The sequence below is a fragment of the Paraburkholderia sp. MPAMCS5 genome (genome assembly GCF_036016995.1).
Lineage (GTDB): Bacteria > Pseudomonadota > Gammaproteobacteria > Burkholderiales > Burkholderiaceae > Paraburkholderia.
In genome coordinates this window covers 1-13,190 of the sequence record NZ_JAYXBK010000017.1, presented here as the reverse complement: position 1 = coordinate 13,190, position 13,190 = coordinate 1, and the positions used below count along the sequence as shown (strand labels likewise).

Here is a 13,190-nt window from a genome sequence, read left to right as displayed (position 1 = left end):
TCGATCGTTCGACGCGACGCCTCACCGCACGAGCGGCTTCTCACGCGAACCCGGCCGGAAACTGGTACGACCACTGCAAAGCGGTCGTTTCGGGTTGTGTCGCGGGTGTCAGCAATGCAGCACGGGCTGGTCTTTACATTTTTTCACTGAATGGTCCGCTTGGTAAAAACTGGTATTACCACTCCTTCGGGATATGGACACTACGCGGGGGTTGCTGCAAGAATGCGCCACGCTTGGGGCACTGGGCGTCCCGCATGACATGCCGTCGAAGCTGACGGCGCTGCGGCCTCGCCTCTCCCCGAACGAAGATAAATCGCAACCCGGTACGCCAGACCAGGATCGCACATAGGAGACGCAATGGCATCAACAGCAGTCGTACCTCCCGGGGTACTTTTCTCGCAGCCGCTCACGCCGGTCGGGAACTCCCTCCTCCTCTCGTTCCTTGTCGCAGCCGTGCCGATCGCGGTCGCGCTCGTCATGCTCGGCGTGCTTCGCCGGCCCGCATGGCAGGCTTCGCTGGCGGGTTTGATCGCCGGCATCGCGATTGCGACAGGCGTGTGGGGAATGCCCGTGGGCATCGCCCTGAATTCGGTCGCGGCGGGCATGGCGCTCGCCCTGGTGCCCGTGATGTGGATCGTGGTCAACGCGCTTCTGCTCTACAACATCGCGGTCAAGTCGGGACGCTTCGACCAGTTCCGGCAGTGGATGCTGGACCATCTGCCCGATGACCGCCGTCTCGTGCTGCTGGTGGTCGCGTTTTCGTTCGGATGCCTGCTCGAAGGCATTTCGGGCTTCGGCACGCCGGTCGCGATTACGAGCGCGCTGCTCGTCGGCCTCGGCTTTCCGGCGCTCGAAGCACTCACGTTTACGCTGATCTTCAATACGGCGCCCGTCGCATTTGGCGCGCTCGGTGTGCCGATCACGGTGCTCGGCGCGGTGACGTCGCTGCCGCCTCCCACACTTGCCGCCATGGTCGGCCGTCAGTTGCCCCTGTTCGCACTGCTGCTGCCTTTCTACGTGGTCGGCGCCTACGGCGGACTCCGCTCGATCCGGAAACTCTGGCCGGCGCTGCTCGTGTCGGGCGGCAGCTTCGCGGCCGCGCAGTTCGTGACGTCCAATTACCTCGGCTATCAACTGACCGATGTGCTTTCGTCGCTGACGTCGCTGATCGTAACGATTGCATTCCTGAAAGTCTGGCATCCCGAGCCCGATCCTGAGTTCGCGGTCGTGCGCAGCGCGGGCGTCGAGCGGAACGGCGCGCGCGTCGGCTACGGCGGATGGCTGCCGTGGATCGTGGTGTCCGTGGTGGTGATCTTCTGGGTCCATGCCAACATCGCCTCGATCGGCGACGTCAAGGTGCAGTGGCCGGGCTTGCACAATGCGGTCTTCGTGACGCTGTATAACAAGCCTTATGCCGCCGTGTGGGACTTCCAGCCGCTGGGCACGGGAACCGCCATTCTGGTTGCCGCGCTGATCACGGCCGCATGGACGCGCACGGGTGTCGGCAGCTTCTTCGAATGCGTCGTGAAGACGTGGCGTCAGACGCGCATCGCGATTCTGACGGTGATGATGATCGTGGGCCTCGCCTACCTGCTGAACTACTCGGGCATGAGCTACACGCTCGGCATGGGCGTCGCATCGACGGGCGCGCTGTTTCCGCTGGTCTCCGCATCGCTCGGCTGGATTGCCGTGTTCCTGTCGGGCAGCGACACGTCAGGCAATGCGCTGTTCGGCAATCTGCAGGTGGTGGCCGCGCGTCAGGTGGGTCTCGACCCGGTGCTCATGGCCGCGACCAATTCGTCGGGCGGCGTGATGGGCAAGATGATTTCGCCGCAGAACATCGCGACGGGCGTCTCGACGACCGAACTCAAGGGCAAGGAAGGCGTCGTGTTTGCCCGCACCTTCTGGCATAGCGTGTTTCTCACCTTGCTGCTCGGCATTCTGGTGTTCCTGCAGCAGCATGTGTTGACGTGGATGATCCCCGCCCTGCCGCACTGACGGCTGGCATCGAGCGAAGGCCGCCTGAAGGCGCGGCCTTCGCCGCACCCCTCGACTTACCCTCGACTCACCCTTCTATTCTCATCGCCGGCAAGCAGTGGAAGCCGGTGCCGCAACGCCGGCTCAGATGATGCGCCGGCCGATTCCGCCGCCAGCTACGTGACTATTGCGCGAAGCCCGGCTCGAATTGCTTCCCGACAAATGCGATGTGCGCAAACATGGCGTTTTGCGCGGCATCGGCATCGCGATCCCGCACCGCATAAAAAATCGACTCGTGCTGATCGAGCCGCATGGCCGATTGCCGGACCGCGTTCGTGTTGTTCAGCGTGGCATCGAACGTGTTCGCGGCGATGTGCTCGCGAAGCGTTCTGATCACGGTCGCATACAGCTGGTCGAACATCCGGTTGTGCGACGCGGCCGTCAGCACGGTATGGAACTCGCCGTCGACGGTGGCTTCCGCATCCACGTCGTGAGCCTCGACCGCGTTGCGCATTTTCAACAGGATGGCCTGCAGCTTGCCAAGCTCCTCCGCCGTCGATCGTTGCGCGGCAAAGCGCGCCGCGGCGCATTCGAAGACGAGACGGAATTCGAGCATGTCCGCCCTCAAGGGCGGGTTCTCAGCCACCAGTTGCAGCCAGGGCGCGCTTAGACGCGCCGGCTGCTTGTGCACGACATACACGCCGCTGCCGGGTTTCGTTTCGAGCATTCCGCGGCTGACGAGCCGCTGGATCGCCTCGCGAAGGGTCGAGCGCGACACACCGAGCATGTCGGCGAGCACTCGTTCCGCGGGCAGGCGCGTGGACGCCTGCCACTTTCCCTCGCGCAACTCCTCTTCGATCTGCCGGACGGCCTTGTCGACCACGCTGCACGAAAGACTGTGAACACCCATGCCGTTGCTTCCAGAAATTGGTCCGACCGATTTGCTTCACCGCCGGAAGGAAATCAGTATTGACCGCATCGGGCACGCGGACTGGATACCGCTGCCGACGCCCACGACCTACACGATTTCACAGGAAAAAACATGGCCGATTCTACCTCCCTGGTCATCTCGCTGCACGCGGACGACGACGTTGCGATCGCGCGCGGCGCCCTTGCAGCCGGCACGGTACTGAACGAGCTGGACGGTCTCATCGTCGCCGACGATATTCCGGCCGCGCATAAGATCGCCGTGCGCGCGATCGAGGCCGGCGACCCGGTGCGCCGCTATGGCCAGATCATCGGCTTCGCCACGCAGGCCATCGCGGCGGGCCAGCATGTCCACACGCAAAACGTGTCGATGGGCGACTTCGCGCGCGACTATGCGTACGGCACGAACGTCAAACCTACGCGGGCCGCGCCGCAGGCGCTCACCTTCCAGGGCTTTCGGCGCGCCGACGGCCGCGTGGCGACACGCAATTACATCGGCGTGATCAGCACCGTCAATTGCTCGGCCACGGTGACAAAACTGGTCACGCAACATTTTTCGGCGCCCGGCGCGCTCGACGCATGGCCGAACGTCGACGGCATCGTGCCGATCACGCACAGCTTCGGCTGCTGCATCGACCACAATGGCGAAGGCATCCAGCAGTTGCGCCGCACGATCGGCGGCTATGTGCGGCATCCGAACTTCGCCGGCGTGGTCGTGATCGGCCTCGGCTGCGAAGCGAATCAGATGGGCGCGATGTTCGTCGCGCAAGGCGTCGAGACCGGCGAAACCGTCGTGCCGCTCGTCATTCAGGACCTGGGCGGCACGCAGAAGACGGCCGACGCCGCGATCGCCGCCATCGAGAAGCTCCTGCCCGTCGCGAACCGCGCGGTCCGCGAGCCGCTTCCCGTCTCGCATCTGAACATCGCATTGCAGTGCGGCGGATCGGACGGCTACTCGGGCATCACGGCGAACCCGGCGCTCGGCGCGGCCGTCGATCTTCTCGTGGAGCACGGCGGCACGGCCATTCTGAGCGAAACGCCTGAAATCTACGGCGCCGAGCATTTGCTCACGCGACGCGCGGTTTCGCCGGAAGTCGGCCAGAAGATCGTCGACCGGATTCACTGGTGGGAAAGCTACGCGGAGCGCGAAAAAGGCAGCATCGACAACAATCCCACGCCGGGCAACAAGGCCGGCGGCCTGACGACGATTCTGGAGAAATCGCTCGGCGCGGTCGCCAAGAGCGGTTCGACGCCGCTGGTCGATGTCTATCGCTATGCGGAGCCGGTGACGGCCAAAGGGCTCGTTTTCATGGACGCGCCAGGCTACGACCCGATGGGCGCGACCGGACAGATCGCGAGCGGCGCGAATCTCGTGCTGTTCACGACGGGCCGCGGATCGTGCTTCGGGGCGAAGCCTGCGCCGTCGATCAAGCTCGCCACCAACACGAAGATGTACACGCGGATGGTCGACGACATGGACATCAACTGCGGCGACATCATGGACGGCAACGTTTCCGTCGAGCAGAAAGGCCGCGAGATCTTCGACATGATCATTGCCGTCGCGTCGGGTGCGAAGAGCAAGAGCGAAGCGCTCGGTGTCGGCAATGAAGAATTCGTGCCCTGGATGATCGGCGCGCAGATGTGACGTGAGGCACGGGCGCGGCCAGCCACGGCCGCGCCCGGACGGACTACCGGAAAACTATGTTCATGCAGGCATGACTTGCCATTCGATGGCATCGGAGCGGCCGCTCTCGCGGCGGCTGCCGGTCCGATCATCCTGTTCTGGGTGATTCTTTGAATGCGCTCCGGTCCGGCGGGCGGCGAAAACGCTTACCGCAGTGGCGAGATCACCGGCAACCGTCCCAGGCGTCAACGCCGCGTCGCCGGGCGCGAAGCGCGCCACGGCGATGCCCGTCTGCTTTCCCCGCCTATATTCCCACCACTGCCGCCCGCTCGTCGCGAAAGCCGCGAAAGCCGCGAAAGCCGCAAAAGCCGCAAAAGCCGCAAAAGCCGCAAAAGCCGATAGCGAATCGGGCCGCACTCAAGCCGCCCCACGGGTTTTCCCTTCCTCGACACTTCGACACATTAAAGATCCTCGCAATCGGACCGTAATAGAGAAGGTGAGGCGGCACGCAGCGTTCGAGCGGCCACTCAGACAGGTAGTCGGAGAACAGCGTGAGATTTATAGCGGCATGGCGCCCTAAAGAATTCAATCCGAACCGGCCTCGGGGTGATATGGGTGCAAACGCCGGTGGCGGGTCAGGTCGAAACCAGCAATTCCTTTCTTATTTCCTCTTCCGGTATGGCCAGCTCAAGGCCCTGCCGCTAGCCAGTCTTTTTATCGCGGTTGCTGCCGGATTCGGCATAGGCGCGCTGGTGCATCAGGCAGCCAGTGAAGCGGCGACGACCCTGCGTCTTGCCTTGTCCACGGCGGCCGGCGTCGCCGGGCTCGCGGCCGTGCGTCGAAAGCTCAGTTCCGACTACGCGCAGCGGCGCGCCGCGATGGCGCTGGCCAAGGGGCTTCTGAATACGAATCGCGACTGCCTGAAGGTGCTGGCCACCGACGGGACCATGTTGCGGGTATCGGAGCATGGCGCCGCGCTGATGGAAGCGGAGTCGCCCGAGCAACTCGCCGGCGCGGACTGGCTGAGTTTTTGGAGCGGGGACGACCGCACGGCGGCGCAAAACGCCCTGACGGGCGCGCTGGGCGGAGCGAGCACCTCTTTCACGGGGAGCTGCGCCACGACGAAGGGACGGACCAAATGGTGGAATTCCACCCTCACGCCAGTGACCGCCGGGGATGGTACGGTGGTCGCGCTGCTGTGCGCTTCCGAGGACGTGACCCAGCAGTGTGAACTGTTGAAAAGACTCCGCGAACGTGACGAGTTGATGCATGAGATGGAGTCACACGTTCGCCTCGTGTTCTATTCGTACAGCTCGCATTTCGAACATTTCCATCATGTCAGCGCGGGTGTCGAGCGGGTGTTCGGCATTACGTCCCAAGCGCTTCGCAGCAAGCCTTCGGCGTGGCTCGACCTCGTGTTGCCGGAGGACGTCGAACCCTTGCTCGCCGAGATGCGCCGCATCGCTTCCGAGGCGGCCGAAGGCCGCTTCGAATATCGCATCCGACGCCCCGACGGCTGCCTGCGCTGGATCAGAAGCACGGCCTACCCCGTGCGCGACGAGTCCGGCAACGTCGTGCGCATTGTCGGCGTGAGCGAGGACATCACGTTGGAGCAGGAGCGCCTCGCGGCGCTCGACCGTTTGGCCTACACCGATGGACTAACGGGTTTGGCCAACCGCAGCGCCCTCGTTCGGCGGATGAAGGCGCTGTGCCGGCAGAACGTGGCCTTCGGTCTCATGTTCATCGACCTCGACCGGTTCAAGGTGCTGAACGACACCCTGGGTCATACCGCCGCCGACCGTCTGCTGAAGGACATCGCGAAGGTGATTCAGGGTGCGCTTCCGCCGGATGCCTGTGTCGCGCGCCTCGGAGGCGACGAGTTCGCGGTGATCGTGAGCGGCGAGAGCGACAAGGCCACGCTGGCCACCTTGGCGCAATCGCTACTCAACGTGTTTTCCGGCGATGTCCGGAAAGACCACGCCGCGCCATTCGTCACGGCCTCGATCAGCATTTCGCTCTATCCCGAGCATGGCCGGGACCACGAGGTGCTCCTGACAAGCGCGGATATCGCCATGTATGCGGCGAAAAAAGGCGGCCGGAACGGCTTCAGGTTCGCCGATCAGGCGTCGAGCGACGTGCTCGGAGATTTCGAACTGGAGCGCAGCCTGCCGGCCGCGCTTGCGTCGCAACAGTTTGTCCTTCATTTCCAGGGCATTCACGAGCCGGGTTCTCTCGCAGTGAAAGGGGTGGAAGCACTCGTTCGCTGGAATCATCCGACGCGCGGCATGGTCGGTCCCTGCAGCTTCATTCCGATACTCGAAGAAAGCGGCTTCATTGTCGAAGTCGGGGCGTGGGTCATGGACGCGGCGCTCGCTCAACTGGCGATCTGGCACAGCGCCGGAAGAAAGGGACTGTGCATGTCCGTGAACGTGTCCGCGCGCCAGCTCAGGGACGACGCTATTGTCGCCATCGTCGACGAGGCGCTGCGCAGGCACAAAGTGCCGCCGCGCTGCCTCGAAATAGAACTGACGGAAAGCGCGCTGATGGAAAACCCGTCGCTCGCGCAAGCGACGCTGATGGCGCTCAAGCGCCTTGGCGTGCGCATCGCCATCGACGATTTCGGCACAGGTTATTCGAGCCTGCGCTATCTGGCCGATTTCTCGCCGGACACCGTCAAGATCGACCGCTCGTTCACGGCAAGGCTGGGGCACGACGCGGCGACCGCGTCGATTGTCCGGGGCATCATTCAGATGTCGCACGAACTGGGCATGCAAGTGACGGCCGAAGGCGTCGAAACGGAGAAGCAATTGCAGACGCTGCGCGACGCACGCTGCGACCATGTGCAAGGGTACTTTTTGACAAAGCCGATGAATGCCGACCATCTCGTGGAGGCATGTCGCTCGGTGATGAAGCAGCACGGCCAGAATGGCGAGTCTTTGCTCGCGGAAAACGGGTGCGGCTCAGGTGATTACCATAAGTAAAAGATGCAACCGTTGGGCCTCCGGTCACTGTTTTCGAAGCAAGCCGCTACACTACCGCGAAAGGTCGCCGACCTTGTCAGCACAATGAGCGAATCAATGAAAAAGGTAATTGCAGTCCTGTTGGGTAGTGCCCTGTTAGCGTCCACCGGCATCGCAAACGCGGAAGGTTGTCTCAAGGGTGCCGTGGTCGGCGGAGTCGCCGGACATTACGCGGGACATCACGCCGTCGTTGGCGCGGTGGGCGGGTGCGTCGTCGGGCGACACCTTGCAAAAGAGAAGCGCAAGCAGGCTGCGGCTCAAGCCCAGGCTCAAGCGCAAGCGCAGCCGACTGTCGCGCAGTAGCCAGAATCGGCGGCGCGCGGCGATGGCTCACCTTCGCGCGGGCGCGCCGCATTAAAGCCTGGCGCCATGTAGCGGGCGGAAAACGCCTTGCTTTTGGCGCTACCGGTTCGGCCATCGATGTTTGAGCGGCCACCCTCGCCCGCTCACACCGCATCAGGTGTGTCGAACGGTCCGGGAAGAACAAGGGCAGTCGCCGGTTTACGGCCTCGGCCGAGTGTGCAAGTATCGTTGCCAGCGCGCTTACCGCACACCTTGCGAGGTTCAGGATGGCCTGGAAACTCTGGAAAACCGAGAAGCGGAAAGACGAGACGCGTAGCTGGCCCAGCGATACTCATCAGTCCATCAAACAGCTTCTGGGCCTCTACCTGGACGGCGACGCAGCACCGTTCGCGGGATGGGCCGCACCGGGCATCACGTTCACGCCGGACGTCGAAGCCGTGCTGAGCAACGGCGTTCGAGGCTATCAGCTCGCTCTCTGGTTCTGGCTCTTTGCCGAAAAGCACGGGACGATCGCGGCACGCATGGCCCGCGAATCCTTCTGCCTGCTCGCCGAGGCAGCGCAGCCGTCGTCCGGCGACAGGATCGACGCGCTGCTCGACTTCGAAAACCGCCTCGCGCATTCCATCGAGGAAATTTCGACCGGCGAGCGCAAGTTCCGGCTGGAGCGCCTCTCCGTGGAACTGCCGATGGAATTTTTTCTGGCCACCGGCTTCCTGCGCCTCTCGCCCGACTCGCCTTACGCTGAAGATGAGAGCGGCACTCTGCACGGCAATGACTACAAGCTCGCTGACTGCTTTCGTCATGCGACTGATGAGGCGCTGGCCCTATTCCGGCCAATGATCGACGCGCTCGACTTCGACGGGAAATCGCTGCCCAACTGGAAATGGAGCGCCCATCCCGGCGCCGCCGAACGACACCTTCAGCGCCGCCACGGCAACCCGCTCTTTCCGCTGCATCGCCAGATGGTGACGGCGCACGACGTCTATGAAGCCCGTCTTTCCGACGCCCGGGCGCTTCATGAAATCAGCAACGAACTGGGCGAACTCAGCCACTCGTTCTCCCACACGACCGAGCTGCCGCTGAACTGGCAATCGTTCCTCGATGGCTATCGGGACTATCTCGACCGGCTCGATGAACGGCGCCTCGCGGCCGGTGGGCAGAATGCGGCACTCGGCGAAGCCATTGCACGACTGCGCAATGAAATCCTCACGACGTGGCGCACTTCGCTTCACAAGAACCAGCACAGTCTTGCCGCGCTGAACCAGGAAGAAGCGCACAGGAGCGAGCGCCGAGCGCTGCTCTATGGTTGCGACTGGACCGCTCAGCTTTTGAGTAACGGCTCTCTGATCCTGCCCGAAGAAGTCGTTCCCGCGCTCCTGAGCGAGTCGCCTTCCGAGCTTGAAAAGGTGCTCGCCGCCGTGCAAGCCGAACCGCGATTGCACGAGACGCTTTCGCAGTGCCGCGCGACCGCACATCGACTTGTCAACGAGTTTCGCGCGGGCGGCCACACCATTCCCGACATCGACGACAAGCTTCGTATTCTCGACCGCACGCCGGGTCAAATGCCTGCTTGAGCCTCGAAGGAAAGGGCCGCCCGCATCTCAATGCGGCTCAATGGGGCATAAGCGGCTCAAGTTCCTACCGCGTGAGCCGTAATAAAAGTCATGAAAGACGGCCAATCACCCCATCTCCTTTCGCGGGCCATGCTGCTTGCGCAAGCGCAGGCCCTTGCGCTGACTGTCAGTGCAATACGGCGCGCCCGCGGCAAGCGCTGTCTCGGAGGCTTCCCAGTGGACTCGCCCGAGTGGCGGGACATCGCCGAAGACTTTGCGCGCGATGTGCTGCGCGCACTTGAGCGCGATCCCGAAAGAGCCGAAGACGAACCTGGCCTGGTTCCTCAGCGCAGCGATGACGACTACCTTGGGACGGGCTCCGCCGGTTAGCGTGCGAAGCGGGCGCGCCGCGCTGGTATGCTTCAGCGCGCCTTGCATATGACCCTCGCCTGATGAAAACAACTTGAAAAATATCATCGCCCCATCACTCGTCAAATTTGCTATTCAACCTGTGCGGGTTGAATTTAGAAGCGACGAGATCGAACGCAATTTTCAGGTTCACCACTTGGTGCGCAACCAGGCCTCGTTGCGCACCACACTGATTTTCTGTTCCTTTTTCTACCTTGCATTCGCGCTGACAGACGCCATTGTGCTCGGTTATACGAGCGAGACGCTGCTCCTTCTTGCCGCCCGGATGTTCGTGGCCATCACGGCCACGGTCGGGCTCTATCAGGTCCGTTTGCGCCCCGCCTCTGTCATCACGCTTCAGCTCGCCGCAACCGCCGCGGAGATTGTCGGAATGGGCACGTTCATGCTCATCGTCCGGCATCGACCCAGCGAGATTCCGTGGCATGCCATGTCGTTTTGCATCATGCTCATCGTGGTCTACATCTTCATTCCGAACCGGCTAATCGTCTCGAAGTGCATTGCGTTTCTCAGCACGGCGATTTTCATCGTCGTCGTGCTGAAGACATCCACGCTCAAATTGTCGGACATGCTGACCATGTCCATGCTGCTACTGCTGACGAACAGCTTCGGACTGGTGGCCGCGCGCCGCTACCAACGTCTGTGGCGCGACGAATATCGGGTGCAATCGCTTTTGACCGAGCAGGCCATGAAGGACCATCTGACCGGATGCTTTAACCGGCGCCATTTGCATGATGTCCTTCTGCCGGCCGAACTCAAACGTGCCCGGCGGCACCGGCTCTCGTTCGGTGTCATCCTGTGCGACATCGACCATTTCAAATCGATTAACGACACCTACGGCCATCTCTGCGGAGACGCCGTTTTACGAAGCTGCTCCGCCCTGCTCCAGAGGCTGGTTCGCCAGCAGGTCGATTGCGTCGTTCGTTACGGCGGCGAGGAGTTTCTGTTGCTGCTGCCGCAAACCGACAGGTTGGGCGCGGTGAATCTTGCCGAGCGGTTACGGCAAGCCTTTGCCGAAACGTCGGTCGAATGGAGTGGTCAGAGCATTGCCGTCACGGCGAGCTTCGGCGTATTGGCCGTCGATCTCGCGGGCGGCAATACGGAGGTGACGGAAGAGGCCATTATCGCTGCCGCGGACAGCCTGCTCTATCGCGCGAAGACGAAAGGCCGGAACAACATCCAGTCCGACGATCTGCTGCACCGGATGGCCAGCCGTTCAGTCTGAAGGTTCGCCCGCATGAAGCAACAAGCCCATTACTCAGTCCGATGCGGCACATCGTCGGGGAATGGATAGGGCGCGTGCGGACCCGGCCATTCCGGTGCAGGCGGTCCGCGCAACGCGTCGCAACCCGCGAGGCCAAACAGAACCAGCGCCGCGAGCAAACTAGCCGCGATCGCCCGCAACATCGCTCGACCGCTCATCTTTCACCTCCGTTTGCAGCACCTTCCTCCCGTTAGACCTTCAGTGCCCGCACAGGTTGCCCGGCCGATGCTTGCCCCACGCCGCTATTTACAGCGTTACACGCAGTGGAGCCTCTGCAAACTACCGGAGCTTTCATTCGAGTTTTGCCGCTCCGGACTCCGAGTACTTCTCTCACCCGAAACATGAAACACCGCAACGGCATCATCGAGCGCGGCCGCCTGCTCCTGGAGTGACGCCGCCGCTGCCGCAGCCTGCTCGACCAGCGCGGCATTCTGTTGCGTCGCGTTGTCCATGTGCGTGACCGCGCGGTTGATCTGGTCGATACCGCGCGACTGCTCCTCCGAAGCCACGCTGATCTCGCTGACAATGCGCGTCACCTCACGCGCCGCGCCGACGATTTCCGCCATCGTCGCGCCGGCGCGCACGGCGAGTTGCGCGCCATTCTCGACCTTCGCCACCGAACTGCTGATGAGTTCCCGGATCTCTTTCGCCGCAGCCGCCGAGCGCTGTGCCAACGCGCGCACTTCACCGGCCACCACCGCGAATCCGCGCCCTTCTTCGCCGGCACGCGCCGCTTCCACCGCGGCATTCAGTGCAAGTATGTTGGTCTGAAAAGCGATGCCTTCGATTGCACCAATAATGTCGACGATCCTGTTCGATCCCGACGCCATGTCCGCAATCACGTCGATCACCTGATCGACCACTTCGCCGCCACGCGCCGCGATTTGCGACGCGTTTTCAGCACGCGTGCTGGCCTCTTGCGCATTGTCGGCGTTCTGTCTGACTGTCGCCGTCAACTGCTCCATGCTCGATGCGGTTTCCTGTAGCGTCGCTGCCTGTTGTTCGGTGCGCGTCGACAAATCGGCATTGCCGCCCGCAATCTCGTGCACGCCATGCGCAATCGCCGCCGTGCCGACCCGCACCTGATTCACCGCGGCCACGAGACTCGCCTGCATGCTGGCAAGCGCGTCCATCAGGCGGCCCATTTCGTTCGCGCCCACGCCGGCGATCCGCCCCGTGAGATCGCCGGACGCGATCCGCTCGAAGTGCTCGATCGCCGTGCCGATGGGCCGCAAGATCGATGCGTTCATCAGCACACGCGCAAACAGGCCAAGCGCGAGTGCGATCAAACCGATCGCGGCGAATACCCAGCACAGCAGACGAAAGTGTTCCTCAGCCGCTTTAAAGCGCGCTTCCTGGTGTTGCAACTGGAAGTTCTCCAGCGCAAGCTCGGCACGCTTGTAGTCGATAAACAGCGCGTCGGGCGCCTCGCGCTCCGTCGTGCGGAACGTGATGAAATCGTTCTGGTCGAGTGCCGCGACTTCGGGCCGCAACACCTGCTTCATCAACTGCTCGCGCTTCGTGCGGAGCGAGTCGGTGAGTGTTTTCTCTTCCACGTTCGACGGCGACTGCGTCAGATAGGCCGCCAGTTCGCGTTCGCTGCCGCTCAGCCCAGTATGAATGCGGGCGAGCACTGCGTCGGTGGGTTTTCCCTGTGCAACCAGCGTTTCGTAGGCGCCGAGATCCACGCGCGCTTGCAGAAGCGCTTCGCCACTCGCACCGATGTGGCGCAACGCAACGGTCTCTTCGCTGTACATCTTTTCGAGGGCCGCGTTGGTATTCCTCAACCCAGCGACGGATAGCGCGATCACGAACATCAACGCGGCCGTATAGCCCGCAATCGTGACGGTAAGCGCGGTCCGGATAGTCGTATTGCTGAACATGTCTCACCCTCGCCTGCTGAAAAAAAGCGGCCGCGAAAAGGTCCGCGGCCGCAAGGTGGAGAACATCGTGGAGAAACTTCGAATGAAACGGATCAGAAGCGAGTGCGCACGCCCGTGGTCAGTTCGAGCTGGTTGGTTGCGCCGAACGTGGTGCCGACCGTATAGCCGCCATGCAGCTTCATGTAGTCGCCGGCCAGGTACAGTTCAGTGCGC

At 62.8% G+C, this 13,190-nt stretch carries 11 protein-coding genes and 1 pseudogene; 6 read left to right on the top strand and 6 right to left on the bottom strand.

The genetic code is table 11. The features are described 5' to 3' along the window. The first annotated feature begins 357 nt into the window (after positions 1-357). The gene (locus VOM14_RS26865) at positions 358-1,998 is read left to right on the top strand and encodes an L-lactate permease (RefSeq protein ID WP_327631766.1); all 1,641 of its coding nucleotides are present in this window, start codon (positions 358-360) and stop codon (positions 1,996-1,998) included. A gap of 163 nt (positions 1,999-2,161) precedes the next feature. On the opposite strand, the gene VOM14_RS26860 is transcribed toward VOM14_RS26865, so the two are convergent. Further along, entirely contained in the window at positions 2,162-2,887 is a 726-nt protein-coding gene (locus tag VOM14_RS26860; RefSeq protein ID WP_327631765.1) for a FadR/GntR family transcriptional regulator, read from the bottom strand. A 132-nt stretch (positions 2,888-3,019) separates the two neighbouring features. Between VOM14_RS26860 and VOM14_RS26855 the strand changes: the two genes are divergently transcribed. Continuing rightward, on the top strand, positions 3,020-4,549 hold the full coding sequence (locus VOM14_RS26855; RefSeq protein WP_327631764.1) for a UxaA family hydrolase: 1,530 nt from the start codon (positions 3,020-3,022) through the stop codon (positions 4,547-4,549). Between the two features lie 60 nt (positions 4,550-4,609). On the opposite strand, the gene VOM14_RS26850 is transcribed toward VOM14_RS26855, so the two are convergent. Then, the gene (locus VOM14_RS26850) at positions 4,610-4,945 is read right to left on the bottom strand and encodes a hypothetical protein (RefSeq protein ID WP_327631763.1); all 336 of its coding nucleotides are present in this window, start codon (positions 4,943-4,945) and stop codon (positions 4,610-4,612) included. 335 nt (positions 4,946-5,280) lie between these two features. On the opposite strand from VOM14_RS26850, the gene VOM14_RS26845 reads away from it, so the two are divergent. The 3 genes from VOM14_RS26845 (at position 5,281) to VOM14_RS26835 (ending at position 9,425) form a co-directional block, all read left to right on the top strand. Further along, a complete protein-coding gene (locus VOM14_RS26845) occupies positions 5,281-7,509 on the top strand; it encodes a putative bifunctional diguanylate cyclase/phosphodiesterase (protein ID WP_327631762.1) in 2,229 nt (742 codons plus the stop codon). A gap of 96 nt (positions 7,510-7,605) precedes the next feature. Continuing rightward, a complete protein-coding gene (locus tag VOM14_RS26840) occupies positions 7,606-7,851 on the top strand; it encodes a hypothetical protein (RefSeq protein WP_327631761.1) in 246 nt (81 codons plus the stop codon). 266 nt (positions 7,852-8,117) lie between these two features. Continuing rightward, a complete protein-coding gene (locus tag VOM14_RS26835) occupies positions 8,118-9,425 on the top strand; it encodes a tryptophan leader peptide (protein WP_327631760.1) in 1,308 nt (435 codons plus the stop codon). Positions 9,426-9,530: 105 nt separating this feature from the next. Here VOM14_RS26835 and VOM14_RS26830 read toward each other — a convergent pair whose 3' ends face one another. After that, the gene (locus VOM14_RS26830; protein WP_327631759.1) at positions 9,531-9,842 is read right to left on the bottom strand and encodes a hypothetical protein; all 312 of its coding nucleotides are present in this window, start codon (positions 9,840-9,842) and stop codon (positions 9,531-9,533) included. A gap of 25 nt (positions 9,843-9,867) precedes the next feature. Here VOM14_RS26830 and VOM14_RS26825 point away from each other — a divergent pair, with 25 nt between their 5' ends. Beyond that, entirely contained in the window at positions 9,868-11,055 is a 1,188-nt protein-coding gene (locus VOM14_RS26825; RefSeq protein ID WP_327631758.1) for a GGDEF domain-containing protein, read from the top strand. 29 nt (positions 11,056-11,084) lie between these two features. On the opposite strand, the gene VOM14_RS26820 is transcribed toward VOM14_RS26825, so the two are convergent. From VOM14_RS26820 to VOM14_RS26810, 3 genes and pseudogenes are all read right to left on the bottom strand, one after another. Continuing rightward, positions 11,085-11,252, bottom strand: a complete 168-nt coding sequence (locus VOM14_RS26820; RefSeq protein ID WP_327631757.1) for a hypothetical protein — start codon at positions 11,250-11,252, stop codon at positions 11,085-11,087. Positions 11,253-11,348: 96 nt separating this feature from the next. Next, on the bottom strand, positions 11,349-12,977 hold the full coding sequence (locus VOM14_RS26815) for a methyl-accepting chemotaxis protein (protein ID WP_327631756.1): 1,629 nt from the start codon (positions 12,975-12,977) through the stop codon (positions 11,349-11,351). A gap of 92 nt (positions 12,978-13,069) precedes the next feature. Then, a pseudogene (locus VOM14_RS26810) lies at positions 13,070-13,190 on the bottom strand (porin); the annotation flags it as partial.

Coding starts and splice junctions, on each gene's coding strand:
- VOM14_RS26855 (WP_327631764.1), top strand. CDS start 3,020: ATGGCCGATTCTACCTCCCTGGTCATCTCGCTGCACGCGGACGACGAC.
- VOM14_RS26830 (WP_327631759.1), bottom strand. CDS start 9,842: ATGCAAGGCGCGCTGAAGCATACCAGCGCGGCGCGCCCGCTTCGCACG.
- VOM14_RS26820 (WP_327631757.1), bottom strand. CDS start 11,252: ATGAGCGGTCGAGCGATGTTGCGGGCGATCGCGGCTAGTTTGCTCGCG.
- VOM14_RS26835 (WP_327631760.1), top strand. CDS start 8,118: ATGGCCTGGAAACTCTGGAAAACCGAGAAGCGGAAAGACGAGACGCGT.
- VOM14_RS26815 (WP_327631756.1), bottom strand. CDS start 12,977: ATGTTCAGCAATACGACTATCCGGACCGCGCTTACCGTCACGATTGCG.
- VOM14_RS26865 (WP_327631766.1), top strand. CDS start 358: ATGGCATCAACAGCAGTCGTACCTCCCGGGGTACTTTTCTCGCAGCCG.
- VOM14_RS26860 (WP_327631765.1), bottom strand. CDS start 2,887: ATGGGTGTTCACAGTCTTTCGTGCAGCGTGGTCGACAAGGCCGTCCGG.
- VOM14_RS26840 (WP_327631761.1), top strand. CDS start 7,606: ATGAAAAAGGTAATTGCAGTCCTGTTGGGTAGTGCCCTGTTAGCGTCC.